The sequence below is a fragment of the Pseudomonas sp. genome, assembly GCF_049653025.1.
Classification (GTDB): Bacteria; Pseudomonadota; Gammaproteobacteria; order Pseudomonadales; family Pseudomonadaceae; genus Aquipseudomonas.
The window spans coordinates 57258-76561 of record NZ_JBASFM010000020.1 but is presented as its reverse complement, the minus strand read 5'-3'; the positions used below and the strand labels follow the sequence as shown (position 1 = coordinate 76561).

Here is a 19304-nt window from a genome sequence, read left to right as displayed (position 1 = left end):
CTCCTCCTGTGGTGACGCGCTAGCGCAGCACGCCTTCTTCCAATAACAGCTTGAAGATAGCCTCGGCACCGGCCTGTGGCGATACATCCTTAAGCACCTGCCCTCCGCCGCCGGACGCTTTAGCCGTGGCGGCCTTCATCCGTTCGGCGCCGGTCTTGGCCTTGATCACCTTAAGGCGTTTGGGTCGGGGTTTGGCCGGTTGTAGCTGGGCGCTAGCAAACAGCGGGTCGTCGACAAGCTCAACCTCTTCGGCCGTCAACAGGCCCCGACGGGCCGGGCCGAAGGCGCTCTGCCGCGCGATGGGCGCGGCGTTATCGACACTGGCGACAAACGGCAAACGCACCTGCAAGCGCCGGCGCTGGCCGCGCGGCAGGGCTTGCAGCACCTGAGCCACGCCATTGCTGACCTGCTCCACCGCCGCCAGCCCGACCACCAGCGGCCAGCCGAGCTGTTCCGCCAGCAGATAAGGCAGCATGCCGGAGCCTTCGCCGGTTTCCGCCTGACTACCGGTCAGCACCAGCTGCGCGCTGGAGTCGGCCAGGTAGTCGGCCAGTACTGGCAGCGCATCGCTGTGCGCCGGCTGTTCAAGAATCTTGATCTGCTTAAGGCCCATGCCCAGATAAGCCCGCAGCGCTTCCTGCTGCGGATCGCCGGCGTGCAGCACCTGTAGGCGTTCGCCGGCCAGGCGCAGACCCAGCTCCACCGCGCGGGCATCCTGCTCGGCGCGACGGGCGCGGCCAGAGGTGGGGTGGGCACCGATAGAAACCAAGGTGATGACGTTCAAATTATTAGGCTGCATCGCGTGCACCTCCCTGCCGATGGGCGGCGACCCGTTCGATCAGCGCCTGCAGAATCGCAGCGGATTCACCGATCACCGAGAGGTCGGCACGCTTGATCATGTCGCAAGTCGGGTCGAGGTTGATCGCCACCACCTTGTCGCAGGCACCGATGCCTTGCAGATGCTGGATCGCCCCGCTAATACCCACGGCCACATAGACCCGCGCGGTGACCCAGATGCCGGACGCGCCGACCTGACGCTCACGGCCCATAAAGCCATCGTCCACCGCCACCCGCGAAGCGCCTTCGGTTGCCCCCAGCGCAGCGGCGGCCTGATGGAATAGCGCCCAGTCCTTCACGCCGTTGCCACCAGACAGAATAAATTCGGCCTCGGCCATGGGGATCTGCGCGGGGTCGACCGCCACCGCGCCCAAATCCTGAATACGTGGCAAGTGGCTAACCAGCGCTTCGCTGAGCGCCAGCGGGCGCACTTCATGACGGGTTTCGCTGACCGGCTCGGCGCATTCCACCGCTGCCAGGATCAGGCGTGGAGCTTGTTGCACCAGGTCTTCCCGACCGGCACCCGCACGCCCACTGGCCATACCATCCGCCACCTGCCAGACCCGCGTCGCCGGGCGTTCGCCGAGCTTGGCGGCCAGACGCCGGCCCAGCTCTCCGCCACCGCTGCGGCTGTCGGGCAACAACCAGTGACGCGGTGTCAGTTGCCTTTCTACTGCGCCGAGGGCCAGCACCCGCGCTTCCGGGGCGTAGCCGTCGAAAGCGTCATCGGCGAACTGCAACAGGCGGTCAACGCCGTTGCAGTCGAAGGCGCTTTCCTTGTGTTCACCAAAGATCACCGCCACCACCGCGCCATCGCTACCAGCGAGTTTGTGCGCCAAGCCGAGCAGGTCCTTGTCGTGGGCGCTCAGGCGGCCACCGACCATATCCGGCACCACGGCGATATAAAACGCTGGTTGCTCGATTATCCGCAGCGGCAACTGCACCACGGCACTGGCTGTGCTGCGCTTCTGGCTGCCGCCCTGCTGAGTGCCGGAGCGGTCGATGCGTTTAAGGCCATTGGGGCCGATAAAACCGACTGCATGCGGGTTCTTGCGCAGCACCCCGGCGACGCTAAGCCAGCTGGCCACGGCCGGTTGCGCGGCGGCATGCAGCGGGTGCAGGCGGTTACGGGCGATCCATTCGGCCCGTGGATCACGGCGGATCAGGTCGCTCATGGGCTTACCTCGGCTAGCTCACGGGGGGCCGGTACGGGTTTCTTGGCCTCGACCTCGCCCTCGATCAGTACATCGGCCACCAGTTCGGCAATATCCTTGACCTCCGGGCGCGGGCCGACCACGCCTTCGAGCATCGCCGTGCATTGCGGGCAGCCCACGGCGACCAGCTCAGCGGCGGTCTCCTTGATATCGAGCATGCGCATATCGGGGATACGCTGCTTACCGGGGATATCGGTGATCGGCGCACCGCCGCCACCGCCGCAGCAGCGGGAGCGGAAGCCGGAACGCTGCATCTCTTTTACGTCGATGCCGATGGCCTTGAGCACTGCGCGCGGCGCTTCGTACTCGCCGTTGTAACGACCCAGGTAGCACGGGTCGTGATAGGTGACCGAGCCGCCCTTGTGTTGGCCCAGGTTGAGTTTCTGACCGGTGATCAGTTCATCCATATAAGTGCTGTGGTGCAGCACTTGGTAGCGGCCACCCAGCTCGCCGTATTCGTTTTTCAGCACGTGGAAGCTGTGCGGGTCGCAGGTGACGATGCGCTTGAACTGGTACCTGGCCAGGGTGGCGATATTGCGCTTGGCCAGCAGCTGGAAGGTTGCTTCATCGCCCAGGCGGCGGGCCACGTCGCCACTGTCGCGCTCCTCCAGGCCGAGCACGGCGAAGTCGACCTTGGCGGCTTTCAGCACTTTGACAAAGGCGCGCAGGGTGCGCTGATTGCGCATATCGAAGGCGCCATCGCCGACCCAGAACAGCACATCGACCTGCTGTTTATCGCTGAGCAGCGGCAGGTTGAGGTCCGCCGCCCAGTTCAGCCTGCCGCCGGGGGCAAAGCCGCCGGGGTTGTCGGTGGCGATCAGGTTGTCCAGCACCTCGGCGCCCTTGTTCGGCGTCGCGCCTTTTTCCAGGGTTAGATGGCGGCGCATATCGACGATGGCATCGACGTGCTCAATCATCATCGGGCATTCCTCGACGCAGGCGCGGCAGGTGGTGCACGACCACAGCGTTTCGGCATCGACCAGGGCTTTGCCGTTGAGGTTGACGATAGGCAGGTGCGGGCCGCCGCTATGTTCACCCAGCGGCTTACCCTTGCCGTCAAGGGATAGGTACGGCGAGCCGGCGAATTTGGCATCGGTGCCGCCCGCCAGGCCGACCACCATGTCCTGAATCAGCTTCTTCGGGTTTAGCGGCTGGCCGGCGGCGAAGGCCGGACAAGCCGCCTCGCACTTGCCGCACTGCACGCAGGCATCGAAGCCAAGCAGCTGGTTCCAGGTGAAATCTGTGGGTTTCTCCACGCCCAGCGGGGCTTTCGGGTCATCCAGATTCAAGGCTTTGAGGCCGGTCGAGCGACCGCCAGCGAAGCGGTCGCTACGACGGTGCCAGGCCAGGTGCAGGGCACCGGCGAAGGCGTGCTTCATCGGCCCACCCCAGGTCATACCGAAGAACAGCTCGGACACGCCCCAGGCCACGCCAACCGTCAGCAACAGCGCCAGCACCCAGCCACCGAAGTCAGCCGGCAGAATCCCAGCAACAGGCAGCGTGACGATAAAGAAGCTGACGGCAAACATCAGCAGGCTTTTCGGCAGGCGCATCCACGGGCCTTTCGACAACCGCGACGGCGGATCGAGGCGACGCTTGGCGACAAATAGCGCGCCGACAAACATCAGCACGCAGGCCGCCAGCAGGGCGAAGCCAAGAATGCGGTTATGCAGGCCGAAGCCGTGCACCAGGATCGCCAGCACGGCCGCCAGGACAAAGCCGCCAGCCGTAGCCACGTGCGTGTTGGCAATATATTTGTCGCGAGCCACCACATGGTGCAGATCGACCATATAGCGCCGCGGCATGGCCAGCAGCCCGCCCAGCCAGTCGACCTGGCTGGGGCGGCCGCGCCGCCACATCAAAAAGCGCTTCGCCGCGCCAAGTACCGCAAGGGCCAGGGCGGTGAAGAGCAGGATGGGGAGTAGGGTGTTTAACATCGAGGACATCCTCAATCCCGAAGGTGGGGCTGGTGGGAGGGGCTTTAGCCGCGATGCTTTTAACCTTGTCGCGGCTAAAGCCCCTCCCACACCGGTTCAGCGTTTAGGTCAGAAGTCTTTGCACAACCGCAGCGCGTCGTAGATCGCCGCGTGGGTGTTGCGCTGGGCTACGCAGTCGCCGATACGGAACAGCAGATAGCCGTCACCCTTTTCAGCTAAACAAGGCTGCGGCTGGATCGCGAACAGCGCTTCGACGTCAATCTGGCCCTTGTTGCGCGAGCCGTCCTTGAGTGCGTAGTAGAGGCTTTCGTCCGGGCGCACGCCGTTCTCCACCACCACCTGGTCGACCACCCGTTCCTCTTTCGCGCCGGTGTATTCGTTCTCCAGCACCGCCACCAGCTTGTCGCCTTCGCGGTAGACCTTTTCCAGCATCAGGTCGCCGGTCATGATCACTTCCTTGGGGTACAGGCTGCGGTAATAGGTCGGGAAGCTGGTGCCGCCAATGGCCACGCCCGGCTTGATGTCGTCGGTGACGATCTCCACCTTCGCGCCCTTCTCGGCGATAAAGTCGGCCACCGACATGCCGGTAAATTCGCAAATGGTGTCGTAAACCAGCACGTTGCTGCCTGGGGCGACCGTGCCGTCGAGGATGTCCCAACTGCTCACCACCAGGCCTTCGGCCGCGCCCCAGTGCTCGTTCTGCTCGAGGAACGGATGGCCGCCGTTGGCCAGCACCACGATATCCGGGCGCAGGTCCATGATGCTGGCCTCATCCGCGCCAGTGCCCAGGCGCAGGTCGATAGCCAGGCGCGCCAGTTCCAGCTGGAACCAGCGGGTGATGCCGGCCATCTGGTCACGCTGCGGAGCCTTGGCGGCCAGGCTGATCTGCCCGCCGAGGCTGTCTTTCTTCTCGAACAGGGTCACGTCGTGGCCACGTTCGGCGGCAACCCGCGCGGCTTCCATCCCAGCCGGGCCACCACCAACGATCACCACCTTGCGCTTCGGCCCGCTGGTTTTTTCGATGATATGCGGCACGCCCATATATTCGCGGCTGGTGGCGGCGTTCTGGATACAGAGTACGTCCAGGCCCTGGTACTGGCGGTCGATGCAGTAGTTGGCACCGACGCACTGCTTGATCTGGTCAACCTGGCCCATCTTGATCTTGGCGATCAGGTGCGGGTCGGCGATGTGCGCGCGGGTCATGCCGACCATGTCGACATAGCCGCCTTCGAGGATGCGCGTGGCCTGGTTCGGGTCCTTGATGTTCTGTGCGTGCAGCACCGGCACCTTGACCACTTCCTTGATCCCGGCGGCCAAATGCAGGAACGGCTCCGGCGGGTAGCTCATATTCGGGATGACGTTGGCCAGGGTGTTGTGGGTGTCGCAACCCGAGCCCACCACACCGAGAAAGTCGAGCATGCCGGTGGCGTCGTAATAGGCGGCGATCTGTTTCATGTCCTCATGGGACAGGCCGTCCGGGTGGAACTCGTCACCGCAGATACGCATGCCCACGCAGAAGTCCGGGCCCACCTCGGCACGCACGGCCTTCAGCACTTCCAGGCCGAACTTCATCCGGCCCTCGAAGGTGCCGCCCCACTCGTCGGTGCGCTTGTTGACGCGTGGCGACCAGAACTGGTCGATCATATGTTGATGCACGGCGGACAGCTCGACGCCGTCCAGGCCGCCTTCTTTGGCGCGGCGCGCGGCGCTGGCGTAGTTGCCGATCACCCGCCAGATTTCCTCGACCTCGATGGTCTTGCAGGTGGCGCGGTGTACCGGCTCGCGGATGCCCGACGGCGACATCAGGGTCGGCCAGTGGAAACCGTCCCAGCGCGAGCGGCGGCCCATATGGGTAATCTGGATCATGATCTTCGCGCCATGCTTGTGCATGGCGTCGGCCAGGTTCTGGAAGTGCGGGATGATCCGGTCGGTGGCCAGATTGACCGAGCTCCACCACTGCTGCGGGCTGTCGATGGCCACCACCGAGGAACCGCCGCAGATCGCCAGGCCGATACCGCCCTTGGCCTTCTCTTCGTAATACTTGATATAGCGCTCGGTGGTCATGCCGCCGTCGGTGGCGTACACCTCGGCGTGCGCGGTGCTGAGCACGCGGTTGCGGATGGTCAGCTTGCCGATCTGAATCGGCTGGAACATTGCCTCGAAAGCCATGGTCGGTGCTCCGCCTTACAGAGGTTTGACAGTGAACAGGCCATCGTCGTGGCCTGCTTCGGAGCCGCCATAGACCTGCTCGGCCACGGTGCGCAAGGTGCTGCCCTGAGCCTGGAGAATCTGGTCCATGGCCCCGGCAAACCAGCCGGTGAACATGTAGTCGACCTTGCGCCCGCACTTGCCGTAGACGTAGACAAAGGCCGAGTGTTTGAGCTTCACCGACGCGGTGCCAGCAGCCAGATCAATGGCTTCGATCTCGAACAGTCCCCAGCCGCGCTGCGACAGGCGCTTCATATAGTGCTCGAACACCGCCACGCCAGACAGGCCATGGCACTCAGCCTCCTTCTCGCACCAGTGCCAGGCGGATTTGTAGCCGGCCTTGTAGAGAATCTCGGCATAGGCATCAGCGCCCAATACTTCCTCGATACCGATATGGTTGTTGACGAAGAAATGCCGCGGCACATAGAGCATCGGCAAGGCGTCGGTGGTCCAGACGCCGGTTTCGTCGTCGACCTGAATCGGCATTTCGGGTGCGTGGGTGGCCATATGTTCAGTGCTCCAGAATTCGGTTGTGCTGTTGCTTGATGGGTATCGCTGCACTCAACCCATCCTACGAAGGTGTTTGGCGCGCTTTGCGTAGGTATTGATCACTCGCCCCAAACATCCCTGAGGACGTTTACCCAGTTCTCGCCCATGATCTTGCGCACCACGCGCTCGGAGTGGCCGCGCTTGAGCAGGGTTTCGGTGAGGTTGGGGAATTCACCCACAGTGCGGATGCCCAGCGGGTTGATGATCTTGCCGAAGCTGGTCAGGCGGCGGGCGTAGCCCTTGTCGTGGGTCAGATACTCGAAGAAGTCCTGACCGTGGCCCTGGGTGAAGTCGGTGCCTATGCCGATGGCGTCTTCGCCAACGAGATTCATCACGTACTCGATGGCTTCGGCGTAGTCGTCGATAGTCGAGTCGATGCCCTTGGCCAGGAACGGCGCGAACATGGTCACGCCGACAAAGCCGCCGTGGTCGGCGATAAATTTCAGCTCTTCGTCAGACTTGTTGCGCGGATGCTCTTTCAGTCCGGACGGCAGGCAGTGGGAGTAGCAGACCGGCTTTTTCGATTCGAGGATCACTTCTTCGGAAGTCTTCGAACCCACATGAGAGAGGTCGCACATAATGCCGACGCGGTTCATCTCGGCAACGATCTCGCGGCCGAAGCCGGACAGTCCGCCGTCGCGCTCGTAGCAGCCGGTGCCGACCAGGTTCTGGGTGTTGTAGCACAGCTGCACGATGCCCACGCCGAGCTGCTTAAACACTTCCACGTAACCCAATTGGTCCTCGAACGCATGGGCGTTCTGGAAGCCGAAGAGGATGCCGGTCTTGCCCTGCTCTTTAGCCTTACGGATGTCGGCGGTGGTGCGCACCGGCATCACCAGGTCACTGTTGTCGCGGATCAGCTGCTGACTGGCAACTATGTTATTGACCGTGGCCTGAAAGCCTTCCCACACCGACACGGTGCAGTTGGCTGCCGTCAGGCCACCCTTGCGCATGTCCTCGAACAGTTCGCGGTTCCACTTGGCGATGATCAGCCCGTCAATAACGATGCTGTCGGCGTGCAATTCGGCTGGGCTCATCAGGCAGTCCCCTTTTTAGCTGTGTCGCCAAACCCGTTGTTGGCGCTTTGGACTGAGCATATCCCTGGGGGCTGAGGCGACCCGGTGCAAAAACGACCGGGGTATTGCCGAAAGCGTCAAAGCCGGGTCGCAGGCAGATATGCGCCGGCAGGCCGTGGCCGGCCCAATAAAAAAAGCCCCTGCACGGAGTGTCCGGCAGAGGCCAAGGTGACCCTTGAGGAGGGTCTCAGTGTGTTGCAGCGGGGGTTTGCCTGCGGCGGGCAGCCAGCAGACCGTAAAGGGTCAGGCCGAGCAGCAACCACAGACCAAGGGACATAAGCCTTACTCCGCGCCGACCTGGCGCAAGTAAGGCGCAGGCGCCGCGCCGAGGTTGTTGAGCACGCGCTCGCTGTACCAGTCGATAAAGTTGACCACGCCGAACTCATAGGTCTTCGAGTACGGGCCGGGCTGGTAGGCGGTGGAGTTGATGCCGCGCTGGTTCTCTTCGGCCAGACGACGGTCCTGGTCGTTGGTGGCGTCCCACACCTGGCGCAGGCGCGCCACGTCGTAGTCGACGCCTTCCACCGCATCCTTGTGCACCAGCCATTTGGTGGTGACCATGGTTTCCTGGGCGCTGATCGGCCAGACGGTGAAGACGATCAGGTGATCGCCCATGCAGTGGTTCCACGAATGCGGCAGATGGAGGATGCGCATCGAGCCCAGGTCCGGGTCGGTGATGCGGCCCATCAGCTTGTTGCAGCCCGGTTTGCCGTCCATGGTCATCGACACGGTGCCCTTGAGCAGCGGCATGCGCACGATACGGTTACGCAGGCCGAAGCTGGCGTGGGCGTAGGGAATCTTGTCGCGGTCCCAGCGGGTAGTGCATTCGTTCACTTGGTCCTTGAACGCCTGGGTGGCACGCGGGTCGGTGACGTCATCCCACTCCAGCAGGGTATTTAGCAGCTCCGGGTGCGAACCGTTGCAGTGGTAGCACTCGCGGTTGTTCTCGATCACCAGCTTCCAGTTGGCTTTCTCCATCAAGGTGGTTTGCACCGCCACCTTGGTGTTTTCCATGTCGTAGGGCTCCATGTAGTGAGCCAGGGTGCTGAGGAAGTCGTCGATCGCCGGCGGGTTCTCCGCCAGGGAGATAAAGATGTAGCCGCCCGCCACCTTGCAGTTGACCGGCTTGAGGCTGTAGTCCTTGAGGTCGAAATCAGCACCCATTTCGGTGCCGGCAAACAGCAGGCGACCGTCCAGTTCGTAGGTCCACTGGTGGTAGTGGCAGACCAGTTTGGCCACCTTGCCCTTGTCGCTGGTGCACAGCCGCGAGCCGCGGTGGCGGCAGACGTTGTGGAAGGCATGCACCACGCCATCGGCACCGCGGATCACCATGATCGGGTTGTCGCCAATCTGCAGGGTGAGGTAGTTGCCCTTGGTCGGGATCTCGCAGGTCATGCCGGCGATCAGCCATTCCTTGTGGAAGATCTCCTGCATATCGATCTTGAACAGGCGCTCGTCGTTATAGAACGGCTGCGGCAGCGAGAAGGTGCGCTCGCGGGTTTGCAGCATCTCGGCGGTGGCCTTGCGTGCGGGTTCCAGCGGATCGCCCAGGCTCAGGGTGGAAGTGACGTCCATCGGTAACTCCTCAATGGCGACTCGCTCGGCGAGTTGCCGCAATAAAGTGACTAATCGGTAACACGCAAGGTGGCGTCATTGCCCCGTTCTGCGCCTGCCGATGGCGTCTGGATGAAAGAGGAATTCGCTCGTGACCTTTTGCTTCGGCTGGCTGCGAGTGTGGCGCTGAGCGGGGGCGAAACCTTGTCTATGGGCGACATGCTCACATCCGTTTCCGACGCGGCAAACCAAGGCCTGCGCGGCAGGTCGCGATAAGCATGTAAATGTCGCTGGCAGATAAATGAGCGCGCCGGCCAGTACGCACAATCGCCCCATACAAGGCCGATGTCCGGCCGCGCGGAGAGACGTCCATGACGACGAACGACTTCCTCAACCCGGTTACCACCCAGACCTGGAGCAACGGTCGGCATATGGTGCGCTGCGTCAACGTCATCCAGGAGACCTGGGACGTGCGCACCTTCTGCTTTATGGCCGATCAGCCGGTGCTGTACTTCTTCAAGCCGGGGCAGTTCGTCACCCTGGAGCTGGAGATCGACGGCCAGCCAGTGATGCGCTCCTACACCATTTCCAGCTCGCCTTCGGTGCCCTACAGCTTCTCCATCACCATCAAGCGCGTGCCGGGCGGCAAGGTCTCCAACTGGCTGCATGACAACCTCAATGAAGGCGACGAGCTGCCAGTGCATGGCCCGGTCGGGCTGTTCAACGCCATCGACTTTCCCGCCGACAAGGTGCTCTACCTCAGCGGCGGCGTCGGCATTACCCCGGTGATGTCGATGGCGCGCTGGTTCTACGACACCAATGCGAATATCGACATGGTTTTCGTGCACAGCGCGCGCTCACCGAAGGACATCATCTACCACCGCGAGCTGGAACATATGGCCGCGCGGATCAACAACTTCAGCCTGCATGTGATCTGTGAAAAACACGGCCTGGGCGAGGCCTGGGCCGGTTATCGCGGCTACCTCAACCAGAAGATGCTGGAGCTGATTGCCCCGGATTACCTGGAGCGGGAAATCTTCTGCTGCGGCCCGACGCCCTATATGAATGCGGTCAAGCGCCTGCTCGAAGCCAACCACTACGACATGAGCCGCTACCACGAAGAGTCCTTCGGCGCGACGCCGCCGGAAGTGCGCGCCGAGGTCAAGGAGCTCGCTGCCGAAGCCGCCGATGCCCCGGCCGTACCCGCCGCCGAGCAGCACCAGGTGGCGTTCACCAGCACTGGCAAGAGCATCCGCGTCGACCCAGGCGAAACCGTGCACGCGGCGGCCGCCAAGCTCGGCCTGCATATCCCCAAAGCCTGCGGCATGGGCATCTGCGGCACCTGCAAGGTGATGAAGACGGCCGGCGAAGTGAGCATGGAACACAACGGTGGGATCACCGACGAAGACGTGGCCGAGGGCTATATCCTGTCGTGCTGCAGCGTGCCGCAGGGGGATGTGGCGATCGAGTACTAAGAACCGCGTATCGACCACAGCGCACACAACAAAACGCCGCACTCGCCTTCAAGGCCGGTGCGGCGTTTTTGTTTAAGCGGCACATGCTGGCTTTTGTAGGGTGGATGACGCTTTATCCATCCACCAACCCTGCGCACGCTATCGCGGGCAAGCCCGCTCCTACAGGTTATTCAGCGCGACTTAGAACTTGTTTACGATCTCGCGAGCTAGAGCCAGACAAGGCGCTACGTAGTAACAGCCTCCGGCTGGTCAAAACGCCGAGGAAGCGGAGTTTACTGGCTGTAAATGAGCATTCCGAGGCTGTTTTTAACGCTGGATGGCCGACGCGCAGCAGATCGTAAGCAGGTTCTTAGAGCCGGACACTGGCAAAGGTCGACTCCCCCTGAGCGCGGGTCAGCGCCGCCATGGCCGAGGATGGCGATGGCCGCATCAGGTCTTCCGGCATCGGCAGCAACGCCACTACATTGCCGCCCTGCTGGCCGGCGCGCTCGTCACGCGGCGGGATGCCGAAGTATTCGCGGTAGCACTTGGAGAAGTGCGGCGTGGAGACGAAACCGCAGACCGAGGCCACTTCGATAATCGACATGCTGGTCTGCTTGAGCAGCTGGCGCGCGCGAATCAGCCGCAGCTTGAGGTAGTAGCGCGACGGCGAGCAGTGCAGGTACTTCTGGAACAGGCGCTCCAGCTGACGCCGCGACACATCGACATACAGCGCCAGCTGATCGAGGTCGATCGGCTCTTCCAGGTTGGCTTCCATCAGCGCAACGATTTCCTGCAGCTTCGGCTGGTTGGTGCCGAGCATATGCTTGAGCGGCACGCGCTGGTGATCCTGCTCGTTACGGATGCGCTCGTAGATAAACATCTCGGAAATCGCCGCCGCCAGCTCGCGGCCATGCTCGCGGCCGATCACGTGCAGCATCATGTCCATCGGCGCAGTACCGCCGGAGCTGGTGTGGCGGTTGCGGTCAATCGAGAACAGGCGGGTGCTGACGCCCGCGCGGGGGAAGGCTTCCTGCATCGAGGCCAGGCATTCCCAGTGCACGCTGCAATCGAAGCCATCGAGCAGCCCTGCCTTGGCCAGCGCCCAGCTGCCGGTGCACACCGCGCCCAGTTGCGCACCATGGCGCGCCTGGCTTTGCAGCCACTGCACATGCTCACGGGTGACGCTGTGCTGAATGTCCACACCGCCGCAGACCACCACCGCATCCAGGCGCGGCGCAGTCACCAGGCTGGCGTCCGGGGTGATCTGCAGGCCATCGCTGGCGCATACCGGCAGGCCGCTCTGGCTGAGGGTGTGCCAGCGGTACAACTCCTTGCCCGACAGCTGGTTGGCCATGCGCAGCGGCTCAACGGCAGATGCCAGGGAAATCAGGGTGAAGTTGTCGAGCAGGAGAAAGCCGATGGACTGCGGCGCACGGCTCTGGGGTTGTGCCCCTTGAGTGAACTGTGACATCAGGTAAACCCTCACGCGAAGCAAAGCACGGTGGTGAGCCCCTCTGTAGGGTGGCTCTTCTTATGGTTCTGGGACTGCACAACGCCAGATCGACAGCCAGTACAACGCAAAGGCCGTGCCTAAATTGATTGGCTGTTCAATTAAAAATACGTGGACTAGCCCAGCACTAGTGGCGCTAAGCGTTGGCAGGAGCGACAGAAGTATTCTGATTACGACCGCAAACGCCCGATCGGCGGGCGCTTGAGCATTTCGGTAGCACTGCAGGGCAAGTGCGTTGTCACCCCGCTACGCAGGGTAAAAACGCCGCGGTAACGGACCAACGGTCAGGCCCTATTCAGCAGCGTTGCGCTGCCCTTTTCCACAGAGCCGAACAGCTGCGCACCACAATCGTGCACAGTTGCCTGAGCGTGCGCCTCAACACTCGACGGCGCTGACCGCCAACCCGCCGCGCGAGGTTTCCTTGTACTTGTCATGCATATCCGCGCCGGTGTCGCGCATCGTGCGGATCACCCGGTCCAGCGAGATAAAGTGCTGGCCGTCCCCCCGCAAGGCCATCTGCGCGGCGTTGATCGCTTTCACTGCGGCAATCGCGTTGCGCTCGATGCACGGCACCTGCACCAGACCGCCAACCGGGTCACAGGTCAGGCCGAGGTTATGTTCCAGGCCGATTTCCGCGGCGTTCTCCACCTGCTCGGGCGTCGCGCCGAGAATCTCCGCCAGCCCCGCCGCCGCCATGGCGCAGGCCGAACCGACCTCACCCTGACAGCCGACCTCGGCACCGGAAATGGACGCGTTCTTCTTGCACAGAATGCCAATGGCCGCCGCTGCCAGCAGGTAGTCGACGACATTGGCTTCGCTGACCGCCGGGCTGAAGCGCACAAAGTAATGCAGCACCGCCGGGATGATCCCCGCCGCGCCATTGGTCGGCGCGGTCACCATGCGCCCGCCGGCGGCGTTTTCCTCGTTGACCGCCAGGGCGAACAGGTTGACCCACTCCATGCCGCTCAGAGTCGAACCGATGACATTGGGCTTGCTCATTTCCTGCAGGCTGCGGTGCAGCTTGGCGGCGCGGCGCTTCACATTCAGCCCGCCGGGCAAAATTCCCTCGTGCTGCAAGCCCTGCTCGACGCACTCGCGCATGGCCTGCCACAGGCGCATCAGGCCGCTGCGAATTTCCGCCTCGCTGCGCCAGGCCTTCTCATTCGCCATCATCAGTTCGGAGACGCGCAGGCCGTGCTCCTTGCACAGCTGCAACAGCTGCTCGGCGCTGTTGAAGTCGTAGGGTAATACGGTGTGGTCCTGATCCAGCTGGCCGCTGGCAGCCTGCTCGGCATCCACCACGAAGCCGCCGCCCACCGAGTAATAGGTGTTTTCGTGCAGCAGACTGCCATCAACGGCAAAGGCGCTGAGGGTCATGGCGTTGGGGTGATAGGGCAGGTTTTCATCCAGCAGCAGCATGTCGCGCTGCCAGTCGAAGGCGATGCTGACGCGCCCGCCAAGCTGCAACTGGCCGCTGGCCAATAATTCAGCGATACGTGGTTCGATGCTGCTGGGGTCGACCTGATCAGGCCACTCGCCCATCAGCCCCATGATCACCGCGCGGTCGCTACCGTGGCCGACACCGGTGGCCGACAGCGAACCGTACAGCCGCACCTGCAACCGCGCCGTGCGCTCCAGCAAACGCCGCTCGGCCAACGCGCCGCTAAACAACGCCGCCGCACGCATCGGCCCGACGGTATGCGAACTGGACGGGCCTATGCCGATCTTGAACAGGTCAAACACGCTGATAGCCACAACACTCTCCTGCACGATTGCTACATGCAGGCATGATCAGGATTTCCCCACGCCGCCGTCGCCCCACACCGACCCGCCCATGCCTAAATCCGCCAGCGCCGCAGGCGAACGCGAGTTGTGCGACAGCGCGCAGTTTCCAGCGCCGCGGCAGCAATTCACGACAGCAACGTTCTAGTTGCGACTTCACGCATAGGCAGCGGAGGAAATCTGTCGGCATGATCGCCGCGCCCATGGACCGGCCAGCCGCTGCTCGCCCCGTGGCCGACGTGCCTACACAGGTGCGCCTTGTCACCGTAATCGGGAGAGGCTTGATGAAACTAAATAGAGGCTGGCTGCTAGCCGCCGCCCTGAGCACACCGTTGCTGGCCCAGGCTGCAGAGCCGGCGCAGTGCGGACTGATTCGCTTCGCCGATGTCGGCTGGACCGATATCACCGTGACCACCGCCGTCACGCGCCAGGTGCTCAGCGAGCTGGGTTACCGCACCCAGGTCAAGCGCCTGTCCGTGCCGGACACCTACAAGGCCATGCAGGACGGCAAGATCGACGTGTTCCTCGGCAACTGGATGCCGAGCATGGAAAACGACATCAAACCCTACGCCGCCAACGGCTCGGTAAAGACCCTCGGTGCCAACCTCGAAGGTGCCAAATACACCCTGGCGGTGAATCAGGCCGCCTATGACGGCGGCGTGAAGAACTTCGCCGATCTTGCGCGCTTCAGCAAAGAACTGGGCGGCAAGGTGTACGGTATCGAACCGGGCAACGACGGCAACAAACTGATCCAGTCGATGATCGACAAGAACGCCTTCGGCCTGGCCGGTTTCAGCCTGGTGGAGTCCAGCGAGAACGGCATGCTGGCCCAGGTCAAACGCGCCGAACACCTCAAGCAGTGGGCGGTATTTCTCGGCTGGGCGCCACACCCGATGAACAACCAGCTGCAGATGCATTACCTGGACGGTGGCGATGAATTCTTCGGCCCCAACTACGGCGGCGCAACGGTGTACACCAACGTGCGCGCCGGCCTGACCGAGCAGTGCCCGAACGTCACCCAGCTGCTGCAGAACCTGCGTTTCAGCCTGGAGATGGAAAGCTACCTGATGGGCGCGATCCTCAATAAGAACACCAACCCGCGGCGCGAGGCCAAAGCCTGGCTGAAGGCCAATCCGCAGGCATTGGCCAGCTGGCTGCAAGGGGTCACCCAACGCGACGGACTGCCGGCAAAGGCTGCCGCGAGCCTGGCGGCGAATGACTGATTCTGAGTTTTTTTCGATATCGCCACAGCCCGCTGGTCATCGCTCCTGTGGCCGAGTCAGCGGCTGCAAACCACGGCCGGCGCGGCTTTCAGCCTTGGCCAAGGGGCGGAAAAGTCTGTTATGGTTTTTTTAGTCAAACGCTATGTCGCCGCGCAACACGTCAGAGTCGCAAACCGACAATTGCGCCAGGCCGAAGACTATATCGTTGAGTCAGCCGATTTCGTCGCTCTCGCCGCCCAAGGCGGTGAGAGACCGGGAGCCCACAGCCCCGGACCGAAGAATAGATAAGCGCTGGCTCACCACGCGATGGGTGCCAGCCCAACAAGAAATTTCGGATGTACGCGCGCCTCGGGTCGAGGTGTGTAAAACCCAAGGATGGGACTTCGTAACACTGCCAGAGGGTTTGGAACGCGGTTTGCAACACGGCACAGCAAGGTTGACTCGACAGCACGCCCCTAGAGCGTCCATTGCCCACAAGGCAACTGGAGCGTTGCAGCGGTTGTGCCTGAGCAGCCTGAATGTGTTGCGCGGCAAGGCACAGTCCCGACCCCGGAACCCAGTAAACCCATACAGGCAAGAACAGTCGGCACCACCGTACGTACGCCAGCGGGCGTAGGCGCGTTTGCGCAGCACTGATCTGGATGTCTACTGAAGGGGAATCATCCCATGCAGTCTGGAAAAATCGTCGTCGAAGACCTCTACAAGGTGTTCGGCGCAGATCCACAAGAAGCCATCGACCTGCTCAAGCAGGGCTGGAGCAAGGAACGGATTCTTGCGGAGAAAGGCGCGGTTATCGGCGTCAGCGGCGTGTCGTTCAGCGTCGAGGAAGGTGAAATTTTCGTGCTGATGGGCCTCTCCGGCTCCGGCAAATCCACCCTGATCCGCCTGATCAACCGCCTGGTTGAACCCAGCGGCGGCAACGTCTACATCGACGGCCAGAACGTCGCCAAGATGCCCAAGGCAGAACTGATCGACCTGCGCCGCCGCGACATGAGCATGGTCTTCCAGTCCTTCGCCCTAATGCCTTCGCGCAGCGTGCTGGACAACGCCGCCTTTGGCCTGGAAGTGGCCGGCAAGAGCAAGAAGGTGCGCGAAGAGCGCGCCATGCAGGTACTCAAGCAGGTCGGCCTGGACACCTTTGCGCACAAGATGCCGCATGAACTGTCCGGCGGCATGCAGCAACGCGTCGGCCTGGCCCGCGCCCTGGCAGTCGACCCGTCAATGATCATCATGGACGAGGCGTTTTCCGCCCTCGACCCGCTCAAGCGCCGCGAGATGCAGGACGTGCTGCTGGAGCTGCAGAAGACCGACCGGCGCACCATCATCTTCGTTTCCCACGACATCGAAGAGGCCATGCGCATCGGCACCCGCATCGGCATCATGGAAGGCGGCAAACTGGTGCAGGTCGGCACTCCACAGGAGCTGATCGACAACCCCGCCAACGATTACGTGCGCAACTTCTTCAACACCGTCGACACCAACCGCTACCTCACCGCCGGCCAGCTGATGGCCGACAGCGTGCCGATCTACGTGCACAACGGCAAAGCGCCGGATGCGCAGAAGGTCTGCCAGGAGTTGCAGGCGCTGGACAAGCACTACGCCTTTATCGTCGACGAGCAGCACAGCTTCCAGGGCTCCATCAGCCTGGAGCGGATCGCCCTGCTGGTCGAAGGCGGCGGCACCTGCGGCCTCGATCAGCAGGTGCTCAAGTCAATCCAGCCGATCCCCGAAAACCTGCCGCTGGACCAGGTGATTGAACGCCTGGTGGACAACGAAGGGCCGATCCCGGTGGTCGACAGCAATGGCCGCTACAGCGGTGCCATCAGCAAAGGTCGCCTGCTGACCCGCCTGCAGGGAGAGTTCCATGAGTGAGAAAAAACTCGACCTGGGCAGCTGGGTCAACGACGTGGTGCAGCACCTGCTGGACAACTACAGCGATGGCTTCGACAGCGTCGGCGCGGTGGTCAACGGCTTCTCAGAAGGCATCGAGTGGCTGCTGATGCTGCCACCGGCCTGGCTGCTGATCGCCATCTTCGTCGCCCTCGGGCTGTGGCGCATCAGCTACAAGTTCGCCATCTTCACCGCCATCTCCTTCGTCCTGATCGTGCTCACCGGTTTCTGGGAACAGACGGTGGTAACCCTCGGCCTGACCTTCTCCGCCACCCTGATCAGCCTGTTGCTGGGCATTCCCCTGGGCATCTGGGCGGCGCGCAGCGAGCGGGTGGCGACCATCATCCGGCCGATTCTCGACTTTATGCAGACCATGCCGGCGTTCGTTTACCTGATTCCCGCGGCCATGCTGTTCGGCCTCGGCCGCGTGCCGGGGATCATCGCCACGGTGATCTTCGCCATGCCGCCGGCGGTGCGCCTGACCAACCTGGGCATCCGCCAGGTCAACAAGGAAATCATCGAAGCCGGTCAATCCTTCGGCTGCACCCCACGCCAGCTGCTGCTCAAGGTGCAACTGCCGAACGCCATGCCGTCGATCATGGCCGGGGTCAACCAGACCATCATGATGGCCCTGTCGATGGTGATCATCGCCTCGATGGTCGGTGCCGGCGGCTTGGGCAACGACGTACTGGCGAGCATCCAGCGCCTGGACATCGGCCTAGGCTTCGAAAGCGGCATGGCCGTGGTGTTGCTGGCGATCATCCTCGACCGCATCACCGAGAGTTTCGGTACTCCGCAGACCAGCAAACGCCGCAGTCTGTTCGCCTGGTTCGGCGGCAAACTTCAACGTCAGTAAGTCTTACCTTCGATCAACACAGGGAGTCGCAGATGAAAACGATAAAAACGCTCGCAGGTGTCGGCCTGCTCTCCGTGGCCATGCTGCAAAGCGCTTGGGCGCAGGAGCCTGAGAGTTGCAAGATGGTGCGCTTCGCCGAAATTGGCTGGGCCGACATCGCCGCCACCACCGGCGTGGCCATGACCCTCAGCGAAGGACTGGGCTACCAGACCCGCAAGATCATGGCCTCCGTCCCCATCGCCTTTACCGGGGTGAAAAGCGGCCAGATCGACGTATTCCTCGGTTACTGGGCACCCTCGATGGATGCGGTGATCGAGCCCTTCACCAAGAACAACGGCGTCAAAGTGCTACCCAAGGCCAACCTGGAAGGGGCCAAGTACACCCTGGCCGTACCGACCTACGCCGCCGAAGCCGGGCTGAAAAGCTTTGCCGACATCGCCAAGTTCAAGGACCAGCTGAACGGCAAGATCTTCGGCATCGAGCCGGGTAACGATGGCAACCTGCTGATCGACAAGATGATCAAGGGCAACCAGTTCGACCTCGGCGAATTCAAGATGGTCGAGTCCAGCGAAGCCGGCATGCTGGTGCAACTGCAGCGCGCGGTGAAAAAGAAAGAGCCGGCGGTATTCCTCGGCTGGGCCCCGCACCCGATGAACACCCAGTTCGACATCACCTACCTGGAAGGTGGCGATGACGTATTCGGCCCGGACTTCGGTGCCGCCAAGGTCTACACCGTGGTACCGCCGGATTACCAGGAGCGCTGCGCCAACGTCGGCAAGCTGCTGGATAACCTGCAGTTCACCGTAGAAATCGAAAGCCAGCTGATGGAAAAGGTTCTGGAGAAAGAGAACCCGACCGAAGTGGCGAAGAACTGGATCAAAGCCAACCCGGCAATCCTCGACCAGTGGCTGGCCGGCGTGACCACTTACGACGGCCAGGACGGTGTTGCAGCAGTGAAGAAACACCTCGGCATGTAAGCCAAACACCGCGCCGCCCCAGTGACCTGCGGGCGGCACGCTTAGCTGACTCATCTACTTAGCAACCACACCTGCGAGGTCATACGGCCATCGCCTGGTTTGCTGCACCCGCGATTTACCTCGCGGTGCCGGCTGCTACACACAACCGGCCAGGATGACCGAGACGCGACACCCGCCTGTTTACCCAGCTAGGCCCGCAAGAAGAACGCGCCAGTAACTTACTGAACTGCCACT

14 protein-coding genes are annotated in these 19304 nt (G+C 62.6%); 5 read left to right on the top strand and 9 right to left on the bottom strand.

Annotated features, from left to right (window positions below):
* Positions 1-19: 19 nt before the first annotated feature.
* From WBK23_RS17000 to gbcA, 7 genes are all read right to left on the bottom strand, one after another.
* Positions 20-799, bottom strand: a complete 780-nt coding sequence (locus WBK23_RS17000; protein ID WP_424485110.1) for an electron transfer flavoprotein subunit beta — start codon at positions 797-799, stop codon at positions 20-22.
* Positions 789-2012 carry an electron transfer flavoprotein subunit alpha/FixB family protein gene (locus WBK23_RS16995; protein ID WP_424485109.1) on the bottom strand — a complete coding sequence of 408 codons (1224 nt, stop codon included), beginning with the start codon at positions 2010-2012 and terminating at the stop codon, positions 789-791. The genes WBK23_RS17000 and WBK23_RS16995 overlap by 11 nt, the downstream gene beginning before the upstream one ends.
* The gene (gene dgcB, locus WBK23_RS16990) at positions 2009-3988 is read right to left on the bottom strand and encodes a dimethylglycine demethylation protein DgcB (protein ID WP_424485108.1); all 1980 of its coding nucleotides are present in this window, start codon (positions 3986-3988) and stop codon (positions 2009-2011) included. Before dgcB ends, WBK23_RS16995 begins: the two co-directional genes overlap by 4 nt.
* Positions 3989-4096: 108 nt before the next feature.
* Positions 4097-6157, bottom strand: a complete 2061-nt coding sequence (dgcA, locus tag WBK23_RS16985; RefSeq protein WP_424485107.1) for a dimethylglycine demethylation protein DgcA — start codon at positions 6155-6157, stop codon at positions 4097-4099.
* Positions 6158-6172: 15 nt separating this feature from the next.
* Positions 6173-6703, bottom strand: a complete 531-nt coding sequence (locus tag WBK23_RS16980; protein ID WP_424485106.1) for a DUF5943 domain-containing protein — start codon at positions 6701-6703, stop codon at positions 6173-6175.
* Between the two features lie 101 nt (positions 6704-6804).
* Positions 6805-7782 carry a dipeptidase gene (locus tag WBK23_RS16975; protein WP_424485105.1) on the bottom strand — a complete coding sequence of 326 codons (978 nt, stop codon included), beginning with the start codon at positions 7780-7782 and terminating at the stop codon, positions 6805-6807.
* Positions 7783-8103: 321 nt separating this feature from the next.
* Positions 8104-9396: a glycine-betaine demethylase subunit GbcA gene (gene gbcA / locus WBK23_RS16970; RefSeq protein WP_424485104.1), complete on the bottom strand. Its 1293-nt coding sequence runs from the start codon at positions 9394-9396 to the stop codon at positions 8104-8106.
* A 350-nt stretch (positions 9397-9746) separates the two neighbouring features.
* Here gbcA and gbcB point away from each other — a divergent pair, with 350 nt between their 5' ends.
* Positions 9747-10850: a glycine-betaine demethylase subunit GbcB gene (gene gbcB, locus WBK23_RS16965; protein WP_424485103.1), complete on the top strand. Its 1104-nt coding sequence runs from the start codon at positions 9747-9749 to the stop codon at positions 10848-10850.
* Positions 10851-11199: 349 nt separating this feature from the next.
* On the opposite strand, the gene WBK23_RS16960 is transcribed toward gbcB, so the two are convergent.
* Both WBK23_RS16960 and WBK23_RS16955 read right to left on the bottom strand, forming a co-directional pair.
* Positions 11200-12303, bottom strand: a complete 1104-nt coding sequence (locus WBK23_RS16960) for a GlxA family transcriptional regulator (RefSeq protein ID WP_424485102.1) — start codon at positions 12301-12303, stop codon at positions 11200-11202.
* A gap of 414 nt (positions 12304-12717) precedes the next feature.
* The gene (locus WBK23_RS16955) at positions 12718-14097 is read right to left on the bottom strand and encodes an L-serine ammonia-lyase (protein ID WP_424485101.1); all 1380 of its coding nucleotides are present in this window, start codon (positions 14095-14097) and stop codon (positions 12718-12720) included.
* Positions 14098-14408: 311 nt separating this feature from the next.
* Between WBK23_RS16955 and WBK23_RS16950 the strand changes: the two genes are divergently transcribed.
* From WBK23_RS16950 to WBK23_RS16935, 4 genes are all read left to right on the top strand, one after another.
* Complete coding sequence (locus WBK23_RS16950) at positions 14409-15347, top strand: choline ABC transporter substrate-binding protein (RefSeq protein WP_424485100.1); 939 nt, start codon at positions 14409-14411, stop codon at positions 15345-15347.
* A 666-nt stretch (positions 15348-16013) separates the two neighbouring features.
* Complete coding sequence (locus tag WBK23_RS16945) at positions 16014-17219, top strand: quaternary amine ABC transporter ATP-binding protein (protein WP_424485099.1); 1206 nt, start codon at positions 16014-16016, stop codon at positions 17217-17219.
* Positions 17212-18093 carry an ABC transporter permease gene (locus WBK23_RS16940; protein ID WP_424485098.1) on the top strand — a complete coding sequence of 294 codons (882 nt, stop codon included), beginning with the start codon at positions 17212-17214 and terminating at the stop codon, positions 18091-18093. Before WBK23_RS16945 ends, WBK23_RS16940 begins: the two co-directional genes overlap by 8 nt.
* Positions 18094-18125: 32 nt before the next feature.
* Positions 18126-19070 carry a choline ABC transporter substrate-binding protein gene (locus WBK23_RS16935; protein WP_424485097.1) on the top strand — a complete coding sequence of 315 codons (945 nt, stop codon included), beginning with the start codon at positions 18126-18128 and terminating at the stop codon, positions 19068-19070.
* Positions 19071-19304: the final 234 nt, after the last annotated feature.

Bases quoted from the DNA above. Each gene is read 5' to 3' on its own strand.
- WBK23_RS17000 (WP_424485110.1), bottom strand. From the start codon at position 799: ATGCAGCCTAATAATTTGAACGTCATCACCTTGGTTTCTATCGGTGCC.
- WBK23_RS16995 (WP_424485109.1), bottom strand. From the start codon at position 2,012: ATGAGCGACCTGATCCGCCGTGATCCACGGGCCGAATGGATCGCCCGT.
- dgcB (WP_424485108.1), bottom strand. From the start codon at position 3,988: ATGTTAAACACCCTACTCCCCATCCTGCTCTTCACCGCCCTGGCCCTT.
- dgcA (WP_424485107.1), bottom strand. From the start codon at position 6,157: ATGGCTTTCGAGGCAATGTTCCAGCCGATTCAGATCGGCAAGCTGACC.
- WBK23_RS16980 (WP_424485106.1), bottom strand. From the start codon at position 6,703: ATGGCCACCCACGCACCCGAAATGCCGATTCAGGTCGACGACGAAACC.
- WBK23_RS16975 (WP_424485105.1), bottom strand. From the start codon at position 7,782: ATGAGCCCAGCCGAATTGCACGCCGACAGCATCGTTATTGACGGGCTG.
- gbcA (WP_424485104.1), bottom strand. From the start codon at position 9,396: ATGGACGTCACTTCCACCCTGAGCCTGGGCGATCCGCTGGAACCCGCA.
- gbcB (WP_424485103.1), top strand. From the start codon at position 9,747: ATGACGACGAACGACTTCCTCAACCCGGTTACCACCCAGACCTGGAGC.
- WBK23_RS16960 (WP_424485102.1), bottom strand. From the start codon at position 12,303: ATGTCACAGTTCACTCAAGGGGCACAACCCCAGAGCCGTGCGCCGCAG.
- WBK23_RS16950 (WP_424485100.1), top strand. From the start codon at position 14,409: ATGAAACTAAATAGAGGCTGGCTGCTAGCCGCCGCCCTGAGCACACCG.
- WBK23_RS16945 (WP_424485099.1), top strand. From the start codon at position 16,014: ATGCAGTCTGGAAAAATCGTCGTCGAAGACCTCTACAAGGTGTTCGGC.
- WBK23_RS16940 (WP_424485098.1), top strand. From the start codon at position 17,212: ATGAGTGAGAAAAAACTCGACCTGGGCAGCTGGGTCAACGACGTGGTG.
- WBK23_RS16935 (WP_424485097.1), top strand. From the start codon at position 18,126: ATGAAAACGATAAAAACGCTCGCAGGTGTCGGCCTGCTCTCCGTGGCC.